Origin of the sequence: Pseudonocardia sp. HH130630-07, assembly GCF_001698125.1 — a bacterium.
Lineage (GTDB): Bacteria > Actinomycetota > Actinomycetes > Mycobacteriales > Pseudonocardiaceae > Pseudonocardia.
Window position 1 is genome coordinate 2,970,956 of the sequence record NZ_CP013854.1, and the last position, 16,673, is coordinate 2,987,628.

A 16,673-nucleotide genomic window follows, 5' to 3' on the forward strand; every position below is an offset into this window, starting at 1 on the left:
GGCCGTGAGCGCCACCGAACAGAGCCCAGGGACCGAGGAGTCCGCCCGCCTGTTCCGCCGGGCGGCGGAGCTGATCCCGGGCGGGGTGAACTCCCCGGTGCGGGCGTTCAACTCGGTCGGCGGGACCCCGCGGTTCATGGTGTCGGCCCAGGGCTGCCGGATGACCGACGCCGACGGCGCGACCTACGTCGATCTCGTCTCCTCCTGGGGGCCGATGATCCTCGGGCACGCGCACCCGGCCGTCGTCGAGGCGGTGCGGGCGGCGGCGTCGTACGGGCTGTCGTTCGGCACCCCGACGCCGGGCGAGATCGACCTCGCCGCGGAGATCGTCGACCGCACCCCGGTGGAGCAGGTCCGGCTGGTCAACTCCGGCACCGAGGCCACGATGAGCGCGATCCGGCTGGCCCGCGGCATCACCGGGCGCAGCGTGATCGTCAAGTTCTCCGGCTGCTACCACGGCCACGTGGACGCGCTGCTCGCCGACGCCGGGTCCGGCGTCGCCACCCTGGGGCTGCCGAGTGGCCCCGGCGTGACCGGTGCGCAGGCCGCGGACACCGTCGTCGTGCCGTACAACGACCTCGCCGCGGTGCGTGCGGTGTTCGCCGAGCGCGGCGCCGAGATCGCCTGCGTGATCACCGAGGCGGCGGCCGGCAACATGGGCGTCGTCCCGCCGGTCGAGGGGTTCAACGACGCGCTGCGCGACCTGTGCCACGCGCACGGCGCGCTGCTGGTCGTCGACGAGGTGATGACCGGGTTCCGGGCCTCGGCGCAGGGCTGGTTCGGCTGCGACGGCGTCCCCGGGGACCTCTACACGTTCGGCAAGGTCATGTCCGGCGGGCTGCCCGCCGCCGCGTTCGGCGGCTCGGTGGAGCACATGTCGTACCTGGCCCCGGCCGGCCCCGTCTACCAGGCCGGGACGCTCGCCGGGAACCCGGTCGCCGTCGCCGCGGGCCTCACCACGCTGCGTAACGCCGACGCGGATGCCTACGCGACCCTGGCGGCGAACGCCGAGCGCATCGGCACCATGCTCACCGCGGCGCTGGCGAAGGAGGGCGTGCCGCACACCGTGCAGTACGCCGGGACGATGTTCTCGCCGTTCTTCACCGACTCCGCGGTGACCGACTACGCCGGGGCGAAGGCCGCCGAGACCTGGCGGCACCCCGCGTTCTTCCACGCGCTGCTCGACCACGGCGTCTACACCCCGCCGTCGGCGTTCGAGGGCTGGTTCGTCTCCACCGCGCTGGACGACGAGGCGTTCGAGCGCATCGAGACCGCGCTGGCGGCGGGGGCGCGGGCCGCCGCGACGGCCGTCCGGCCGGACGGGGCCTGAGCCGTGGGGGACCGGACCAGCCCCGACGCGCACGGCCCGCGGACCGTGGTGCACCTGCTGCGCCACGGTGAGGTGCACAACCCGGAGAAGCTGCTCTACGGCCGGCTGCCCGGCTACCGGCTGTCCGAGCACGGGCAGGCCCAGGCGAAGACGGTCGCCGCGTACCTCGGGGACGCCGACGTCGCCGCCGTCGTGGCCTCCCCGCTGCAGCGCGCGCAGGAGACCGCCCGGCCGATCGCCGACGCGCACGGTTGCGACATCGGCACCGACGACGGGCTGATCGAGTCCGGCAACCTGTTCGAGGGCAAGAGCTTCGCCGTCGGGGACGGCGCGCTGCGCCATCCGTGGGCGTGGCGGTTGCTGCGCGACCCGTTCACCCCGTCCTGGGGCGAGCCGTACCTGCGGATCGCGCACCGGATGCTCGGTGCGGTGTCCGCGGCGCGCGCGACCGCCCCCGGGCGCGAGATCGTCTGCGTGTCCCACCAGCTGCCGATCTGGACCCTGCGCCGCTACCTGCTCGGGCAGCGGCTGTGGCACGACCCGCGCCACCGGCAGTGCGCGCTCGCGTCGCTGACCAGCGTCGAGTTCACCGGGTCCCGGATCACCGCGGTCCGTTACGCGGAGCCGGCCGGCCCGAGCGGGGCGATGGTGACCGGGGCATGAGACGGCTCCTGCTGCCGCTGCTGGCCGTGCTGGTGCTCCTCGGGGGGTGCGGCGTCGGCAAGGACGCCGTCGGGTCCGGCCCGCAGGAGTTCCGCTTCGTCGCGCCCGGTGGCCAGACCCGGATCACCTACGACCCGCCGGAGAGCCGCCAGCCGATCACCGACCTGCGCGGGGAGAGCCTGCTGCGGCCCGGCACCGAGGTCGGGCTGGCGGACTTCCCGGGCAAGGTGCGGGTCGTCAACATCTGGGGCTCCTGGTGCGGCCCGTGCCGCACCGAGGCCCCCGAGCTGCAGGCGGTCGCGGAGGCGGCCGCCGACGACGCCGTGGTGCTCGGGATCGACGTGAAGGACGACCGGCAGGCGGCCCTGGACTTCGCCACCGACCGGGGCCTGACCTACGACTCGATCTACGACTTCTCCGGCCGCACGCTGGCCCGGCTCGACGGCTACCCGCGCAACGTCGTCCCGTCGACGCTGGTGCTCGACCGGCAGGCCAGGGTGGCCGCGGTGTTCCTGGTCCCGGTCGGCAGCTCGGACCTGCTCCCGCTGATCACGAAGCTGGCCGCGGAGCCCGCGCCGCAGGCGCCCGGCCCCTGATCCCCTGACCTCGCAGCCCGTGCACCGTCCCCGCAGGCCCGGCGGCGGCTGTGAGGTCCGAGGACGAGCTGCGGGGTCGAATTTCCTACAGCGTGTAGAACCCGCTCGTCGTTGCAGCGTGCGGGGCTTCTACCCTGGATGCCGATGGACCCCACGACCGCCCTGGCGATATCGGGCCCGCTGCTGCTCGCAGCGGGTGTCTCGGTGCTCGCCGGGCTGGTCAGCTTCGCCTCGCCGTGCGTGGTCCCGCTGGTCCCCGGCTACCTGGCGTACCTGGCCGGGCTGGTCGGCGCGCAGCCCCCGCCGGTGACCCCGGCCGAGGCGGCCGAGCGGGCCGGGGTCCGCACCGCCACCAGGACCCGCCGGGCCGACGGGCGCTGGCGGGTCGCGGGGGCGGCGCTGCTGTTCGTGGCGGGCTTCACCGTCGTCTTCGGCGTGATCATGGTCGGCGTCGTCCAGCTGTCCGACCTGCTGATCGACAACGAGGCGTTGCTGCAGCGGCTCGGCGGCGTCGTGATGATCGTGATGGGGCTGGCGTTCGCCGGGCTCATCCCGGCGCTGCAGCGCGAGTACCGCGCGCACTGGACGCCGCGGGCCGGGCTGGCCGGTGCCCCGCTGCTCGGCGCGGTGTTCGGGCTGGGCTGGGTCCCGTGCATCGGGCCGACGCTGGCCGGCGTCGTCGCGGTCGCGGCCGGGACCGGCGGCGGTTCGGCCCGCGGGATCGTGCTGATCCTGGCCTACTGCGCGGGCCTCGGGATCCCGTTCGTCCTCATCGCGCTCGGCGCCACCCGCGCGGTGTCCGCGCTGGGCTGGCTGCGCCGGCACACCAGGGCGATCCAGATCGCCGGCGGCGTGCTCCTGGTCGCGGTCGGGCTGCTGCTGGTGTCCGGCCTGTGGGGCCGCTGGCTCGTGGCGTTGCAGGTGTCGATCTCCGGGTTCACCCCGCCGATCTAGATGAGCTCCCCGCCCACCGCCCCCACGCAGCCGTCCGTGACCTCACCGGACGGCGAGCCACCGGCGCGTCGCCAGGGCCCGCTGCGCCGGCTGCTCGCGTTCGGCCGCAACACCTGGCGCGGCCTGACCAGCATGCGCACCGCGCTGGTGCTGCTGTTCCTGCTGGCGGTGGCCGCGGTGCCGGGCGCGCTGCTGCCGCAGCGGTCGCTCAACGCGTCGCTGGTGGACGACTTCTACGCCGACAACCCGACGATCGCACCGGTCGTCGAGGCGATCGGCGGGTTCGAGGTCTTCAAGAGCCCGTGGTTCGCCGCGATCTACCTGCTGCTCATGCTCTCGCTGGTCGGCTGCGTGCTGCCGCGTTCGATGGAGTACTGGCGCGGGATGCGCCAGCCGCCGGTCGCGACGCCGCGGAACCTGGCCCGGTTGCCGCACCACGCCGAGGGCGACCTGCCCGCGGCGCCGGACGCCGTCCTGGACCGGGCCCGGACCCTGCTGCGCGGCTGGCGCCGGGCCGAGCACACCGCGGCGGACGGCTCCCGCTCGATCTCCGCCGAGCGCGGCTACCTGCGCGAGACCGGCAACCTGGTCTTCCACTTCAGCCTGATCGCGATCCTGCTGGCCGTCGCGGCCAGCACCCTCTACCGCTACGACGGCGACGTCATCGTCCGGGCGGACGGCAGCGAGTTCTGCAACAGCTCGATCCTGGGCTACGACTCGTTCAACGCCGGCCTGCAGGTCGACGGCACCGACCTCAACGAGTTCTGCGTGCGCGTCGACCGGTTCGACGGCCAGTGGCTGCCGAACGGCCAGCCGTCGGCGTTCGAGGCCGACATCGGCTACCAGACGGGCGCCGACCTGGAGAACGGCGTCACGGACTGGCGGCCGTACCGGATCGGTGTCAACGAGCCGCTGCGCACCGACGGCGACCGGGTCTACCTGACCGGCTACGGCTACGCGCCGGAGTTCACCGTGACCTGGCCGGACGGCCAGAGCCGCACCGGCGAGGTGCAGTGGCGGCCGGTGGACCAGGGCGGCACCCAGCTCTCCGAGGGCGCCACCAAGTTCGAGCGGCCCGGCGTCACCGACGCCGACGTGCGGCGCACCACCCAGATCGCGGTGACCGGGACGTTCGCCCCGACCGGTGCGATCGACCCCGAGGGCCGGCTCGCGTCGGTGCACCCGGACCTGCGGGCGCCGACCGCCGACGTGAACATCATGCTGGGCGACCTGGGCATCGACGACGGCCGCGGCCAGTCGATCTTCACCGTCGACCAGCAGAAGATCGACGACGGCGACCTGCGGACCGTCGCCACCGACCGGATCGGCATCGGCGGCACCGTGCGTCTGCCGGACGGGACCACGGTCCGGTTCGACGGCGTCACCCCGTGGGTGAACCTGCTGGTCGGGCACGACCCCTCGCAGTCCTGGCTGCTGGTGTCGGCCCTGGTCATGCTGGCCGGCCTGACCCTGTCGCTGACGATCAAGCGGCGCCGCATCTGGGTGCGGGTGCGGCCGGGTGCCGCGGACGGAACCTCCCGGGTGGAGGTGGGCGGGCTCGCCCGGACCGACCGGGCGGGCTACGGCGACGAGTTCGACCGGATCGCCGAGGACCTGCTCGAGACCACGACGAAGAAGGACGGTTGACCGCGATGCTCGTCGATCCCGTGCTGTCGCAGTGGAGCGACCGGCTGTTCCAGGCCACGCTCTTCGTGCTGCTGCTGGCGCTGGTGTTCACCACGCTGGAGTACGCGGCGATCCGGATGACGAAGGCGGCCCGCCGCGAGCCCGCCGCCGTCGCCGCGGAGCCCGCGGCCGGGGAGTCGTCGGTCGCGGTCGCCGACACCCCGGAGGACACCCCGGACGAACCGGCCGACGACGGCGGCCGCACGCGGTCCGACCGCAGCGGCCGGATCGGCGTCGCGCTGATGATCCTCGCGGTGCTGACCCACGTCGGGTCGATCGTGCTGCGCGGGCTGTCGGCCTACCGCTGGCCGCTGGGCAACATGTACGAGTTCACCTCGGCGCTGTGCCTGATGTCGGTCGTCGCGTGGCTGGTGCTGCTGCGCCGGCACCCGGCGCTGCGGCCGGCCGGCGTGTTCGTCCTGACGCCGATCATGCTGCTGATGTTCGTCACCGGCACCGTGCTGTACATCGAGGCCGCTCCGGTGCTCCCGGCGCTGCAGTCGTACTGGATCGTCATCCACGTGACAACGATCACGATCGGCTCCGGGCTGCTGCTGATCCCGGGCGTCGCGAGCGTGCTGTTCATCCTCCGCCGCGGCGGCCGTCCGGCGGGTCTGGCGCTGCGGCTGCCGTCGGCCGAGGCGCTGGACCGGCTGGCCTACCGGGTGACGGTGATCGCGTTCCCGATCTACACCTTCGGGATCATCAGCGGCGCGGTCTGGGCGGAGACCGCTTGGAGCAGGTCATGGGGCTGGGACCCCAAGGAGACGGTCGCGTTCATCTCCTGGTTGCTCTACGCCGCCTACCTGCACGCGCGCGCGACGTCGGGCTGGCGCTCGTCGCGGGCGGCCTGGATCAACACCATCGGCTTCGTCACTCTGGTGTTCAACCTCTTCTTCATCAACATGGTGGTGGCGGGTCTCCACTCGTACGCGGGGTTCTGACCGGCCGGATGCCCGGCTAACGTCGAACCCCGTGAGTGAGAACGGTGCCGGCGAGCAGCCCGACGGATCCGTGGGCCGCTACGTGCGCGAGCGCTGGAGCGCGGCGGACAACGCCGGCCGGTCCTTCGGCCGCCGTCGCCGGACCGGTGGTGAGGACCCGGCACCGGCGGCCGGGCCCGCGGCACCGGCACGGGGTGAGCGCCCGCCGCCCTCGGCCGCGGAGCGTGCCGCGTCCGCACCGGCACCGGGGCGGGCCGGGGTGGGCACCCAGACGCCGCCGTCCGGTTCGGCGTGGGGCAGCGAACTGCCCGAGGTCGACGACGAGCTGGTCGACGAGATCGATCCCCGCACCCCGCCGCACGGCCTGGACCTCTCGGCGGTGCGCGCGGCCGGGGAGACCCGCGCGGAGCTGCCGCCGTCCCCGGAGGGTTCCGACGACGGGCGGCACCGGGCCGCCGAGCCCGATCCACGCCCCGGCGACCACGGTCCCGGTGACCACGGCCCCGACGACACCGGCCTCTACCGCTCCGGTGGGGGCGATCCGGAGTCGTGGTGGGGCACGCCGTCCGAGGAGTACCCGGACGACCCGGACGGTGAGGTGATCTGGCGCCGTCCCGATCCGGCCGACCCGCAGCCGTACGGGGACGGTGCGTCCGGCCCCGGCGAGCGCACGACGCCGATCGGCGGCGGTCCGGACTCCCGCTCCGTGCCGTACGACGACCCCGGCACCCCGGTGTCCGGCGACGACGGTCCCGCCGAGCGGGCCGGGGTGTCTCCGGACGGCCCCGCGCCCACCGGCCCGGCCCGGCCCGCCGGGGCGGCGCACTCCGACGAGGAGCCGACGGTCCGGACGGCCGCCGCGGTCCGTGGCGCGTCGCCGTCCCGCCCGGCCGACGGACCCCGCCCGGCCGATGGGGCCAGGCAGGCGGACGGGTCCGGCTCGGCGGACGGGACCAGCCCGGCGGACCGGACCAGCTCGGCTGACCGGACCGGCCCGGCCGATGGTGCCCGGCCGGCGGACGGGACCGGCGGGGCCGACGGGACCGGCCCGGCCCACGGGGCCCGTCCGGCCGACACGGTCCGGAGCGGTGACGCGCCGGCCGACCGGACCCGTCCCGCCGAGGCGGCCGGCACGGTCCGGCCCGGGGACGCGCCGCGTCCGGCGGCGGGGCACGGGCGCACCGACGGTCCCGCGCGGACCGGCCGCCCGGCCGCGGACCGGCCGTGGCGGACCTCCTGGGACCGCGACGCCGCCGAACGGGATGCCTCCGAGCGGGCGTCGCGGTCCCGGCCGCGGGCGGCCGAGCAGGCCCGTCCCGATCCGGAGCCCGCACCCCGGCGCCCGCGCTGGACCGCGCCCGAGGCGGTGGAGGCACGTGCCGCGCAGCACCGCAGGGGCAGCGACGGGAAGCACGGCGGCCTGGACCTCACGCCCTCGCGGAGCGCGCGCGCCAGCCGCCCGCCGGCGAGCGGCTGGCGCCGGTGGGTGCACCTGCTGACCGGGGGGCTGGTGGACCCGGGCGAGAGCCCGGCCGAGCTGCACCGGCGGGACCTGGTCTCGCGGCTGAACCGGCCGCTCGTCAGCTCGCACAAGATCGCCATGCTCAGCCTCAAGGGCGGGGTCGGCAAGACCACGGTGACGGCCACGCTGGGCTCGACCTTCGCCGCGCACCGCGGGGACCGGGTCGTCGCCGTGGACGCGAACCCGGACCGCGGCACGCTCAGCCAGAAGATCCCGCTGGAGACGACGGCGACGGTCCGGCACCTGCTGCGCGACGCGGACAAGGTCCGGCGCTACTCCGACGTCCGCGCCTACACCTCGCAGGGGGTGTCCCGGCTCGAGGTGCTCGCGAGCGAGCAGGACCCGGCGGTGTCGGAGGCGTTCAGCGAGGAGGACTACCGCCGTGCGGTCGACCTGCTGGAGCACTTCTACAACCTGGTGCTGACCGACTGCGGTACCGGCCTGATGCACTCCGCGATGTACGGGGTGCTGGGGATGGCGGACCAGATCGTCATCGTCTCGTCGGGATCCATCGACGGGGCCCGCAGCGCCTCGGCGACGCTGGACTGGCTGGACGCGCACGGGTACGGCGCGCTGGTCCGCAACGCCGTCGTCGTCATCAACTCGGTGTACCGGCGGGCCGGCGGCGGCGTCGACCTGGACCGGGTGGCCGAGCACTTCGCCGGCCGCTGCCGGGCCGTGGTGCGGCTGCCGTTCGACCCGCACCTGGAGGAGGGGGCGGAGATCGACCTGGACCGGCTCGAGGAGCCGACCCGGATCGCCCTGCTGGAGCTCGCGGCCGCCGTGGCGGACGGTTTCCCGGTCTGACCGTGCCGCGAGCCCGCTCCGGTCAGGGCCGCTCGGGCGGGTCCTCCTCGTTACGGACCTTCTCGTCCAGCTGACGAAGGAAGTCCGGGTCGTCGTCCGGCCCGGTGGCGCGCGGGCGCTCGGGCCGGGCGCCCGGCGTCCACGGGAAGTCGGTACGCGGGGGCCGGTCGGCCGCGACCTGCTCGGAGCGCAGGGTCCGGACCAGCAGCACGGCGACGACGGCCGCACCCAGCAGGAGAATCAGGAACAAGAACATCAGGCCACCTCCGCTGTCCAGCGTAGCGAAGGTGGCCTGATGTCCGAGTGAAGCCGAGGGTTCACCCGATGGGTGCGATGTCAGCGGAGACCGGCGCTGGCCTCACTGGTGAGGTCGGCCAGCAGGCCGCGGACCTCGGACTCGCGGAAGCGGCGGTGGCCGCCCGGGGTGCGGATCGAGCCGATGCGCCCCGCGGACGCCCAGCGGGTGACGGTCTTGGGGTCGACGCGGAAGAGCGTGGCCACCTCGCCCGGGGTCAGCAGTCGCTCGGGGGCCTGCGTCGGAGCTGCCATGGAGTCCTCCCGGAAGTGCAGCGTGATGCCGTCGGACGGTGTGCGCCGGCGTGGCCGCCGATCGGGCACCGCTTGGTGTTCCGGGCCATCGTGACACCTCAGACCCCAGGTACTCGAACGGTTGTCGGGAGGTAAAGGGTTCTTAAAGGGCAAAGCCGGTGAAATGGGCGAACCGGACACCACGGGAGGATCGGCCGGTACGACGACCGTGGCCGGGCCGACCGGATCGGCCGCGAGGGGTGCCCGTCGGGGACCGTACCCTGGACGGCATGACGTCTCCGTCCCCGTCGTCCCGGACCGCCGCGCGGGCCCGCGCCGCCGAGCCCGGACTGGCCGCGACGGTGGCGCTGTACACCCTCGCCCGGCTCGGCCTGGTGCTGGTCGTCGCGCTGGTGCTGGCGGTCGCGGGGGTGCCGCTGCTGCTGGCCGTGCTGATCGGGCTGATCGTCGCGCTGCCGCTGTCGATGGTCCTGTTCCGCGGGCTGCGGGGGCGGCTGGACCGGGCGATCGCGGTGTCGACGGCCCGGCGTTCCGCGGAACGCGAGTCCCTGCGCGCCCAGCTGCGCGGCGACGCGGCCCCGGACGCCCCGGACGCCCCGGAGGCCCCGGCCGGCGCTGTCGCGCCGGAGCCCGTGGTGGACCGACCGGACGGTGCCGGGGCCGGTGAGCCCCGGTCGGCAGCCGGGCCCGAACCGGCGCGGAGCGACGAGACCACGGACGACGTACTGCCCGCGCCCGGTGGGCGCCCCGGCGGCGAGGAGCGCGCCACCGACGGCGCGGCCCCGACCGACCGCTCCTGACCGACCGGGAGTCGACTGCCGCCGGGCCGCCGGGCGTCGGCGCACTCCCTTTCGGCGTGCCGCACCCGGCGCGTGCGGTGCGACACGTCGGGTTCGTGCGCGCCGAGTGGGCCGGGGCGCGCCGGTCTCGGCCGGCGTGCTTTCACGCAGGCCGGGCTGATTCGGGCAGATCAGGGTGCTCCGGCGTGGCCGGGCTCCGCCGGCCTGCCGCTACGGCCGCCAGCCGGTGCACCGTGGTTCGGCGTGCCGCATCCCACGCGGCGGGTGTGGCACGCCGAACCGGGGTGCCGCAGTTGTGCCGGGGTGCGGCAGGACCGCGGATCGGCAGCGGCGCGCCCCGGGTGCCGGGGTCGCTCGCCGGGCCCGTCCCGCGGCTCGCCGCGCCGAGATGCAGCGCAGCGGGCCGGACACGCCCTCGGCGCCCTGTGCACGTGCATCTCGGCGCCGGCGACCCGACCCGGACCCGGACCCGGACCCGGACGGATCCTGCCGGCGGCGTCCCGTGCGCACGCCCGGCGGCCACTTCCGTCCGGTGGCTCCGGTCGCGCACCCGCACACCGGTGGCGCGTCCTGCTCCGGCGCGCCGCACCTCGGGCGCGGGGCGCGGCACGCAGAGCCCGGGCGCGGCACGCAAAGCCCGGGTGCGGCGCGCGGAGCCCGGGTGCGGCGCGCGGAGCCTGGGCGAGGGGCGCGGGCCCCGGCGCGGCATGCGGAGCCCGGGCGAGAGACGCGGAACCGGGCGTGGCGCGCGGAGCCCGGCGTGGCGTGCGGAGCCCGGGCGAGGGACGCGTAGCCCGGGCGTGGGGCGCGGAGCCTGGCGTGGCATGCCGGGGGCGGGGCGCGCCGGTGGAGGTGGCGGGACCGGGTCCGGTCGACGGTGGGCGGACGCCGGACGGTGGGTCAGCCGATGGCCAGGCCGATCGCGATGGCGACGGCCCAGGCCAGCAGCAGCAGGCCGGTGTCGCGCAGCACCGGGATCAGCTCCGGGCCCCGCGCCCCGCCGAGCACCGTGCGCACCGGGCGCAGTGCGGCGGGGAGCGCGAGCAGCGTGACGAGCAGCCCCGGCCGGTCGAACGCCGCGCCGAGCGCGAGCACGAACGGTCCCAGCGCCGTGAGGACGTACAGCCCCCTGGTGCCCCGGTCGCCCAGGCGCACGGCGAGCGTCCGCTTGCCGACGACACGGTCGCCGGGGATGTCGCGCAGGTTGTTGGCGACCAGGACCGCGCAGGTCAGCAGGCCGGCGGCGACGGAGGCGCCCACGGTGGCGGCATCGACCGAGCCGGCCTGGGTGAGGGTCGTCCCCAGCACCGCGACCGGCCCGAAGAAGACGAACACCGCGACCTCGCCGAGGCCGGCGTAGCCGTAGGGGCGGGCGCCGCCGGTGTAGAACCAGGCACCGACGATGCACAGCGCCCCGACGGCGATCAGCCACCACTGCCCGGAGACCGCGGTGAGGGCGATCCCGGCCACGGCCGCGATCCCGAAACACGCGAACGCCGCCGTGCGGACGGTCGCCGGGTCGGCGGCCCGGGAGCCGACGAGCCGCTGCGGGCCGACGCGGTCGTCGTCGGTGCCGCGGATGCCGTCGGAGTAGTCGTTGGCGAAGTTCACCCCCACGACCATGGCGACGGCCACGACGAGCGCGAGCAGCGCCGGTCTAGGGGCGACGGCACCGGCGCCGATCGCCGCACCGGTGCCGACGAGGACGGGGGAGATAGCGGTGGGCAGGGTGCGCGGACGCGCGCCCTCGATCCACTCTGCCGTGGTGGCCACGCCGACGAATCTAGTCGTCGCACCCGCCGGGGCCGGGTGGCCCTGGTCTCAGCGGCCCCCGGACGGGGCGCGCAGTGCCGACTGCGGGAGCGTGGCGGCCTGCTGCTCCCCACCTGCCGGGGCCGGGACGGGTGCGGCAGGTGCTCCGCCGGCCTCGCCGGCGGCGGGAACGCCACCGGTGCTGCCGGTCGCCGGGGGTGCGCCCGCTGCGGCCCGGCCGGGATCGGTCGGCGTGGCCGCCGGGCCCGTGGCGGGACCAGCGGCCGGATCGCCGCCGGTCGGTGCGCCGGGTCCCCCGGACGGCGGCGTCGGGCCACCGGCGGTCGGCCCGGGGCCGGCGGAGGAGGCGGCCGGGTCGCCGGGGGAGGCGGCCGGGCCGGACGGATCCCCGGACGGTGCGGCCGGTGTACCGGTGGACCCGGTGGCCGGGGCCCCCGGGGCCGGAGCCGGGTCGGCCGGATCCGGTGCGCCCGGTGCCGCGCAGCCGGACACGTCCGCGGGCAGCTGCCCCAGCGCCGAGACCGGCAGGTACTGGCCGTCGTCGATCCGGGCGAAGTCGCCGACCGTGCAGAGCACCGGCACCTGGGTCGTGTCGACGGCGATGCCCACCGACGCGGCACCGGCCTTCGGCTCGGCGAGGATCTGCACGTCGGCCGCGCCCTCGGCGCGGACCGCGGACAGCTTCTGCGAGCCCGTCCACAGGTAGTCCACCTGCACCTGGCTGTTGTCCTTCAGACCGAGCGCGTCCCAGAAGAGGCCGTCGCCGAGGTCGATCCCGGCGGGGTTGGCCGGGGTGCGGCCGAACTGGTCCTTGCCGCCGTTGTGCTTGTCGTGGAACGCGGCGGCGGCCTGCGGCAGGCCCTGCGGGAGGTCTTTCCACATCTCCCGCTCGGCGGACGGGTTCCAGTAGTCGTCCTTGGTGTTCCACGGGCCGATGTCCCAGACCGGCGCGACGGCGCAGCGCCCGTTCGGGGCGCACACCTTCACCGAGTAGCCCGTCTCGCCCTGCGGGGAGAGCGCCCTGCGGGACGGGAGCGCGACGAACCGGTCGCGCGGGGCGATGACGTGGCCGTTCGCGGTCGTCCCGCCCTCCAGGCCCTCGCGCGTGGCGAACACCGAGTAGCTGAGCGGGGCGGCCTCGGCGACCGGGCCGTCGGCCTCGCTCCCCGCGGCCGGCGCGGCGCTGAGCGTGACCTCGCGGACCGTCGGCGCGGCCTGCCCGGTCGCGGTCAGGACCAGCCGGCCCTGCACCTCCCGCACGGCCTCCGGGAGCGCGACCCGGTCGTCGGTGGCGGGGATCCACTCGCTCCAGCTGCCGTTCGCCTTGCGCCCGCGCACGTCCAGGGTCGCCGACGAGCCGTCCGGGGTGTCGGCCGCGAGCGCGGTGCCGACCTCGCGGGTGGGGGCGTCGAGGGTGCGGGGCTCCAGGGTCAGCAGCCCGGTCGGGACGACCCCGGCCGGGTCCGCGGACGCCTCGGCGTCGCCGCCGTCCTCGACCGGCGCGCCCACCGCGGTGGCCGGGTCGAACCGCGCCCCGGCCCCGTCGACGGCGACGCCGGTGCCGCTGCCCGTGCTCAGGTCCGGTTGCCAGGTCGTCCCCGGCTCGTCCGCGACGGCCGGTGCCACGGCCGCTGCGCACAGCACGCCGGTCGCGGCGAGCAGGCCGACGCTCCGCAGCCCGGCCCGCGTGATCCTGCGCATGGACTACCCCCGCTGATTGCTGTGGCCCGTGTGACGCCCGTGATCCGTGAGGTCTGTGTGGAATGTGTGGATTTTGGGTCGTCAGTGGTCGTAGCAAACTCGATGTGCCGGTGGTGCGCAACGAACACTGCGTGAACCAACTCCAAGGAGTGCCATCGACCGTCACTGATCCGGGTGGCGCCGATCTCGCGGGCCGCGACGAACCGGTCGCGCTGTGCGACCGGTGCGCGGGGGTGGGACCCGTCGGTCGTGGCTCAGTGCGCGGCCGTGAGCAGCGCCGCGACCGCGCGCCGGTCGGGCTTGCCGATCCCGTGCTCGGGGACGGCCGGGGCCCGGCCGAGCACCCGCGGCACCGCGGCCCGGCCGCAGGCCGCGCGGACCGCGTCCCGCAGCGCCGTGTCGTCCGGTCCGCCGCCCGGACCGGCGACGACCAGGGCGGCGACGATCTGGCCCCACTCGTCGTCGGGGAGGCCGACGACGCAGGCCCCGCGGACGCCGGGCACGGACCGGAGCGCCCGCTCGACGGCGGCCGGGGCGACCTTCACGCCGCCGGTGTTGATCACGTCGTCGGCCCGGCCCAGCACGGTCAGCGTGCCGTCCGGGGCGACGGTGCCGAGGTCGCTGGTCCGGAACCCGGCCGGTCCGAACGCCGCGGCCGTGTCGCCGGGTGCGCCCAGGTAGCCGGTGGCGAGCACCGGGCCGTCGAGCACGATCCGTCCGGACCCCGGCTCGATCGAGACCCGGACGCCGTCCAGCGGGGCGCCGTCGTACACGCAGCCCCCGCAGGTCTCGCTCATCCCGTAGGTCGCGACCACCCGGATCCCGGCCGCCTCGGCCCGGGTGCGCAGCTCCGGATCGAGCGCGGAGCCCCCGACGAGGACGGCGTCGTAGCCGGCGAGCGCGTGCAGCGGGGCCGACCCGTGGTCGAGCACCCGGGCCAGCTGGGTCGGGACGAGGCTGGTGTAGCGGCGGCCCCCGTGCCGCATCCGGCCGGTGGCCCGGGCGAGGTCGGCGGGCCGGAACCCGTCACGGACGTCCTGCACGACCGGGCCGGTGCCGGCGAGCAGCGCCCGGGACAGCACCTGCAGCCCGGCGACGTGCTCGGCGGGCAGGGCCAGCAGCCACGCACCCGGCCCGCCCAGCCGGTCGTGGGTCGCCGCGGCGGAGGCGCGCAACGCGTCCGCGGTCAGCCCGACGTACTTCGCGTCGCCGGTCGACCCCGAGGTGGCGACGACGGCGGCGAGCCCGTCCGGCAGCGGCCCGGCGGCGACCGGGGCGGGCGGCGGCGGCTCGGCGCCGGGACGGGCCCGCACCGGCAGCACGGCCGGTCCGGTGCCCTCGAGCGCGGCGCCCAGTGCCCCGGTCAGCCGGGTCACCGACTCCGGCGAGCCGTCGACCCCGAGCACCCGCACGTCCATGGACCCAGCCTGCCACCCGGTGGTGACTCAGTAGTGCCAGGGGAACGCCGACCAGTCCGGCGCGCGCTTCTCCAGGAACGAGTCCCGGCCCTCGACGGCCTCGTCGGTCAGGTAGGCCAGCCGGGTCGCCTCACCGGCGAAGAGCTGCTGGCCGACCAGGCCGTCGTCGGTCAGGTTGAACGCGTACTTGAGCATCCGCTGGGCCTGCGGGGACTTCCCGTTGATCTCCCTCGCCCACTGCAGGGCGGTGGCCTCCAGCTCGGCGTGCGGCACCACCTCGTTGACCGCGCCCATGTGGTGCATCTGCTCGGCGGTGTAGGTCCGGCCGAGGAAGAAGATCTCCCGGGCGAACTTCTGCCCGACCTGCTTGGCCAGGTAGGCCGAGCCGTAACCGCCGTCGAACGAGCCGACGTCGGCGTCGGTCTGCTTGAACCGGGCGTGCTCGGCGGAGGCGAGGGTCAGGTCGGCGACCGCGTGCAGGGAGTGCCCGCCGCCGGCGGCCCACCCGTTGACGACGGCGATCACGACCTTGGGTATGAACCGGATCAGCCGCTGGCACTCCAGGATGTGCAGGCGCCCGGCCCGGCCGCGGTCCACCGTCTCGGCGGTCTCGCCGGAGGCGTACTGGTAGCCCGAGCGGCCGCGGATGCGCTGGTCGCCGCCGGAGCAGAAGGCGCGCTTGCCGTCCTTGGGCGACGGCCCGTTCCCGGTCAGCAGCACCGCACCGACGTCGGAGCTGGTGCGGGCGTGCTCCAGCGCGGTGAACAGCTCGTCGACGGTGCCGGGCCGGAAGGCGTTGAGGACCTCGGGCCGGTCGAACGCGATCCGCACCGCCCCGGTGTCGACCGCCCGGTGGTAGGTGATGTCGCGGAAGGCGAAGCCCTCCACCGGCTGCCACGCCTGCGGATCGAAGGTCTCGGAGACTCCCATGATCCGCAGCCTAGAGTCCGGGCGCCAGCCGCTCGGCGACCGCGAGGGCGGTGCCGTCGATCGGGCCGTCCTGCGCGCACCAGACCTCGGACAGCACGCACACCGCGAACCCCCACGCCGTGGCCCGGTCGTGGTCGACGCCGACGGCGTCGGCGAGCCGCTCGATCCGGCCCGGGGCCCGGTCGGCGAGCACGGCGGGATCGGTGTCGAGCGGGTTGTAGAGCACCTGGCCGCAGTCGTAGCCGGGGTCCCCGACGCGGCCGTGCGGGTCGATCGCCAGCCACGGCTCCCGGGTGGCGGCCAGGACGTTGTGGTGGTGCAGGTCGCCGTGCAGCAGTACCTCGCGCGGTGCGGAGTCGCACAGCTCGCGCCACAGCCCGGCCGCCGTCGTCACCAGCCGCCGGGGGAGCGGGCCGGCGCCCGGGAAGCGGGCCAGGTGGTCCTCGAACGCGGCCTGCTCGGCCCGGACGTGCTCCGGCCCGGCCGCCGGCAGCGGGGCCCGGTGCAGCTCGTGCAGCAGGCCGCCGAGCACGCCGACCGCCTCGTCGTCGGGCAGCGTGACGATCTCGTGGCCGGGGTCGGCGCGTTCGAGCAGCAGCGCGCCGCGCCCCGGGTCGGCCCACAGCAGGCGCACGGCACCGCGGCCGTCGAAGGCGCGCAGGGCGGCGATCTCGGCGTCGAGATGGCCGTCCGGGACACCGGCCTTGAGCACGGCGGGGGTGCCGTCGGCGCAGGTCACAGCCCGTACGGCGTGGAAGGACTGGGGCAGCGCCCGGCCGATCTCCAGGTCCAGCTCGGTGGCCAGGCCGTCGAGCAGCGGGTCCAGCGCGGACAGCCAGGCGACGCCGGCGGCGCCCCAGGTCCGGGACACGGTCGGGTGCAGGTCGTCGCGCAGGGATCCGGTCACGGCGTCGAACCTGGCGGTGGCGCCGGACGGGGGCAACGGGTTTCCGCGCCGCGGTCCGGTCGCGGGCCGATCCGGACCCGGCCAGACTCACCA

The 16,673-nt window shown here is 75.8% G+C and carries 15 protein-coding genes; 8 read left to right on the top strand and 7 right to left on the bottom strand.

The features are described from left to right. The first annotated feature begins 4 nt into the window (after nucleotides 1–4). From hemL to AFB00_RS36210, 7 genes are all read left to right on the top strand, one after another. Nucleotides 5–1,330, top strand: coding sequence for a glutamate-1-semialdehyde 2,1-aminomutase (gene hemL / locus AFB00_RS14385; protein ID WP_068797659.1), 1,326 nt, complete (start codon nucleotides 5–7; stop codon nucleotides 1,328–1,330). A gap of 3 nt (nucleotides 1,331–1,333) precedes the next feature. After that, nucleotides 1,334–1,993, top strand: a complete 660-nt coding sequence (locus AFB00_RS14390; RefSeq protein WP_068797660.1) for a histidine phosphatase family protein — start codon at nucleotides 1,334–1,336, stop codon at nucleotides 1,991–1,993. Continuing rightward, the gene (locus tag AFB00_RS14395; protein ID WP_068797661.1) at nucleotides 1,990–2,589 is read left to right on the top strand and encodes a TlpA family protein disulfide reductase; all 600 of its coding nucleotides are present in this window, start codon (nucleotides 1,990–1,992) and stop codon (nucleotides 2,587–2,589) included. Before AFB00_RS14390 ends, AFB00_RS14395 begins: the two co-directional genes overlap by 4 nt. A 144-nt stretch (nucleotides 2,590–2,733) precedes the next feature. Further along, complete coding sequence (locus AFB00_RS14400) at nucleotides 2,734–3,543, top strand: cytochrome c biogenesis CcdA family protein (protein ID WP_068797662.1); 810 nt, start codon at nucleotides 2,734–2,736, stop codon at nucleotides 3,541–3,543. After that, nucleotides 3,544–5,190: a cytochrome c biogenesis protein ResB gene (resB, locus tag AFB00_RS14405; RefSeq protein ID WP_068797663.1), complete on the top strand. Its 1,647-nt coding sequence runs from the start codon at nucleotides 3,544–3,546 to the stop codon at nucleotides 5,188–5,190. It begins immediately after the preceding gene. 5 nt (nucleotides 5,191–5,195) lie between these two features. After that, nucleotides 5,196–6,173 (top strand): c-type cytochrome biogenesis protein CcsB, encoded by a 978-nt coding sequence (gene ccsB, locus AFB00_RS14410; RefSeq protein WP_068797664.1) that lies wholly within the window; start codon nucleotides 5,196–5,198, stop codon nucleotides 6,171–6,173. A 31-nt stretch (nucleotides 6,174–6,204) separates the two neighbouring features. Next, a complete protein-coding gene (locus tag AFB00_RS36210; RefSeq protein WP_442965857.1) occupies nucleotides 6,205–8,502 on the top strand; it encodes an AAA family ATPase in 2,298 nt (765 codons plus the stop codon). A gap of 22 nt (nucleotides 8,503–8,524) precedes the next feature. On the opposite strand, the gene AFB00_RS14420 is transcribed toward AFB00_RS36210, so the two are convergent. Further along, nucleotides 8,525–8,758 carry a hypothetical protein gene (locus tag AFB00_RS14420; protein ID WP_068797665.1) on the bottom strand — a complete coding sequence of 78 codons (234 nt, stop codon included), beginning with the start codon at nucleotides 8,756–8,758 and terminating at the stop codon, nucleotides 8,525–8,527. 80 nt (nucleotides 8,759–8,838) lie between these two features. Continuing rightward, nucleotides 8,839–9,051: a BldC family transcriptional regulator gene (locus AFB00_RS14425; protein ID WP_068800313.1), complete on the bottom strand. Its 213-nt coding sequence runs from the start codon at nucleotides 9,049–9,051 to the stop codon at nucleotides 8,839–8,841. Nucleotides 9,052–9,320: 269 nt separating this feature from the next. Between AFB00_RS14425 and AFB00_RS14430 the strand changes: the two genes are divergently transcribed. Beyond that, the gene (locus tag AFB00_RS14430) at nucleotides 9,321–9,851 is read left to right on the top strand and encodes a DUF4229 domain-containing protein (RefSeq protein ID WP_083276041.1); all 531 of its coding nucleotides are present in this window, start codon (nucleotides 9,321–9,323) and stop codon (nucleotides 9,849–9,851) included. Between the two features lie 900 nt (nucleotides 9,852–10,751). Here the strand turns inward: AFB00_RS14430 and AFB00_RS14435 are convergent. The 5 genes from AFB00_RS14435 to AFB00_RS14455 all read right to left on the bottom strand — a co-directional run bounded on the left by AFB00_RS14435 (nucleotide 10,752) and on the right by AFB00_RS14455 (nucleotide 16,580). Continuing rightward, nucleotides 10,752–11,624 carry a 1,4-dihydroxy-2-naphthoate polyprenyltransferase gene (locus tag AFB00_RS14435; protein ID WP_068797667.1) on the bottom strand — a complete coding sequence of 291 codons (873 nt, stop codon included), beginning with the start codon at nucleotides 11,622–11,624 and terminating at the stop codon, nucleotides 10,752–10,754. A 48-nt stretch (nucleotides 11,625–11,672) separates the two neighbouring features. Continuing rightward, entirely contained in the window at nucleotides 11,673–13,325 is a 1,653-nt protein-coding gene (locus tag AFB00_RS14440; protein WP_068797668.1) for a hypothetical protein, read from the bottom strand. A gap of 254 nt (nucleotides 13,326–13,579) precedes the next feature. Then, nucleotides 13,580–14,743 (bottom strand): o-succinylbenzoate--CoA ligase, encoded by a 1,164-nt coding sequence (gene menE / locus AFB00_RS14445; protein WP_442965858.1) that lies wholly within the window; start codon nucleotides 14,741–14,743, stop codon nucleotides 13,580–13,582. 27 nt (nucleotides 14,744–14,770) lie between these two features. Next, nucleotides 14,771–15,673 (bottom strand): 1,4-dihydroxy-2-naphthoyl-CoA synthase, encoded by a 903-nt coding sequence (locus tag AFB00_RS14450; RefSeq protein WP_068797669.1) that lies wholly within the window; start codon nucleotides 15,671–15,673, stop codon nucleotides 14,771–14,773. A 10-nt stretch (nucleotides 15,674–15,683) separates the two neighbouring features. Further along, on the bottom strand, nucleotides 15,684–16,580 hold the full coding sequence (locus AFB00_RS14455; RefSeq protein WP_068800315.1) for an aminoglycoside phosphotransferase family protein: 897 nt from the start codon (nucleotides 16,578–16,580) through the stop codon (nucleotides 15,684–15,686). Between the last annotated feature and the right edge of the window lie 93 nt (nucleotides 16,581–16,673).

What these genes read in the sequence shown, in the direction of transcription:
- AFB00_RS14395 (WP_068797661.1), top strand. Translation starts at nt 1,990, where the DNA reads ATGAGACGGCTCCTGCTGCCGCTGCTGGCCGTGCTGGTGCTCCTCGGG.
- AFB00_RS14400 (WP_068797662.1), top strand. Translation starts at nt 2,734, where the DNA reads ATGGACCCCACGACCGCCCTGGCGATATCGGGCCCGCTGCTGCTCGCA.
- resB (WP_068797663.1), top strand. Translation starts at nt 3,544, where the DNA reads ATGAGCTCCCCGCCCACCGCCCCCACGCAGCCGTCCGTGACCTCACCG.
- ccsB (WP_068797664.1), top strand. Translation starts at nt 5,196, where the DNA reads ATGCTCGTCGATCCCGTGCTGTCGCAGTGGAGCGACCGGCTGTTCCAG.
- AFB00_RS14420 (WP_068797665.1), bottom strand. Translation starts at nt 8,758, where the DNA reads ATGTTCTTGTTCCTGATTCTCCTGCTGGGTGCGGCCGTCGTCGCCGTG.
- AFB00_RS14425 (WP_068800313.1), bottom strand. Translation starts at nt 9,051, where the DNA reads ATGGCAGCTCCGACGCAGGCCCCCGAGCGACTGCTGACCCCGGGCGAG.
- AFB00_RS14430 (WP_083276041.1), top strand. Translation starts at nt 9,321, where the DNA reads ATGACGTCTCCGTCCCCGTCGTCCCGGACCGCCGCGCGGGCCCGCGCC.
- AFB00_RS14440 (WP_068797668.1), bottom strand. Translation starts at nt 13,325, where the DNA reads ATGCGCAGGATCACGCGGGCCGGGCTGCGGAGCGTCGGCCTGCTCGCC.
- menE (WP_442965858.1), bottom strand. Translation starts at nt 14,743, where the DNA reads ATGGACGTGCGGGTGCTCGGGGTCGACGGCTCGCCGGAGTCGGTGACC.
- AFB00_RS14450 (WP_068797669.1), bottom strand. Translation starts at nt 15,673, where the DNA reads ATGGGAGTCTCCGAGACCTTCGATCCGCAGGCGTGGCAGCCGGTGGAG.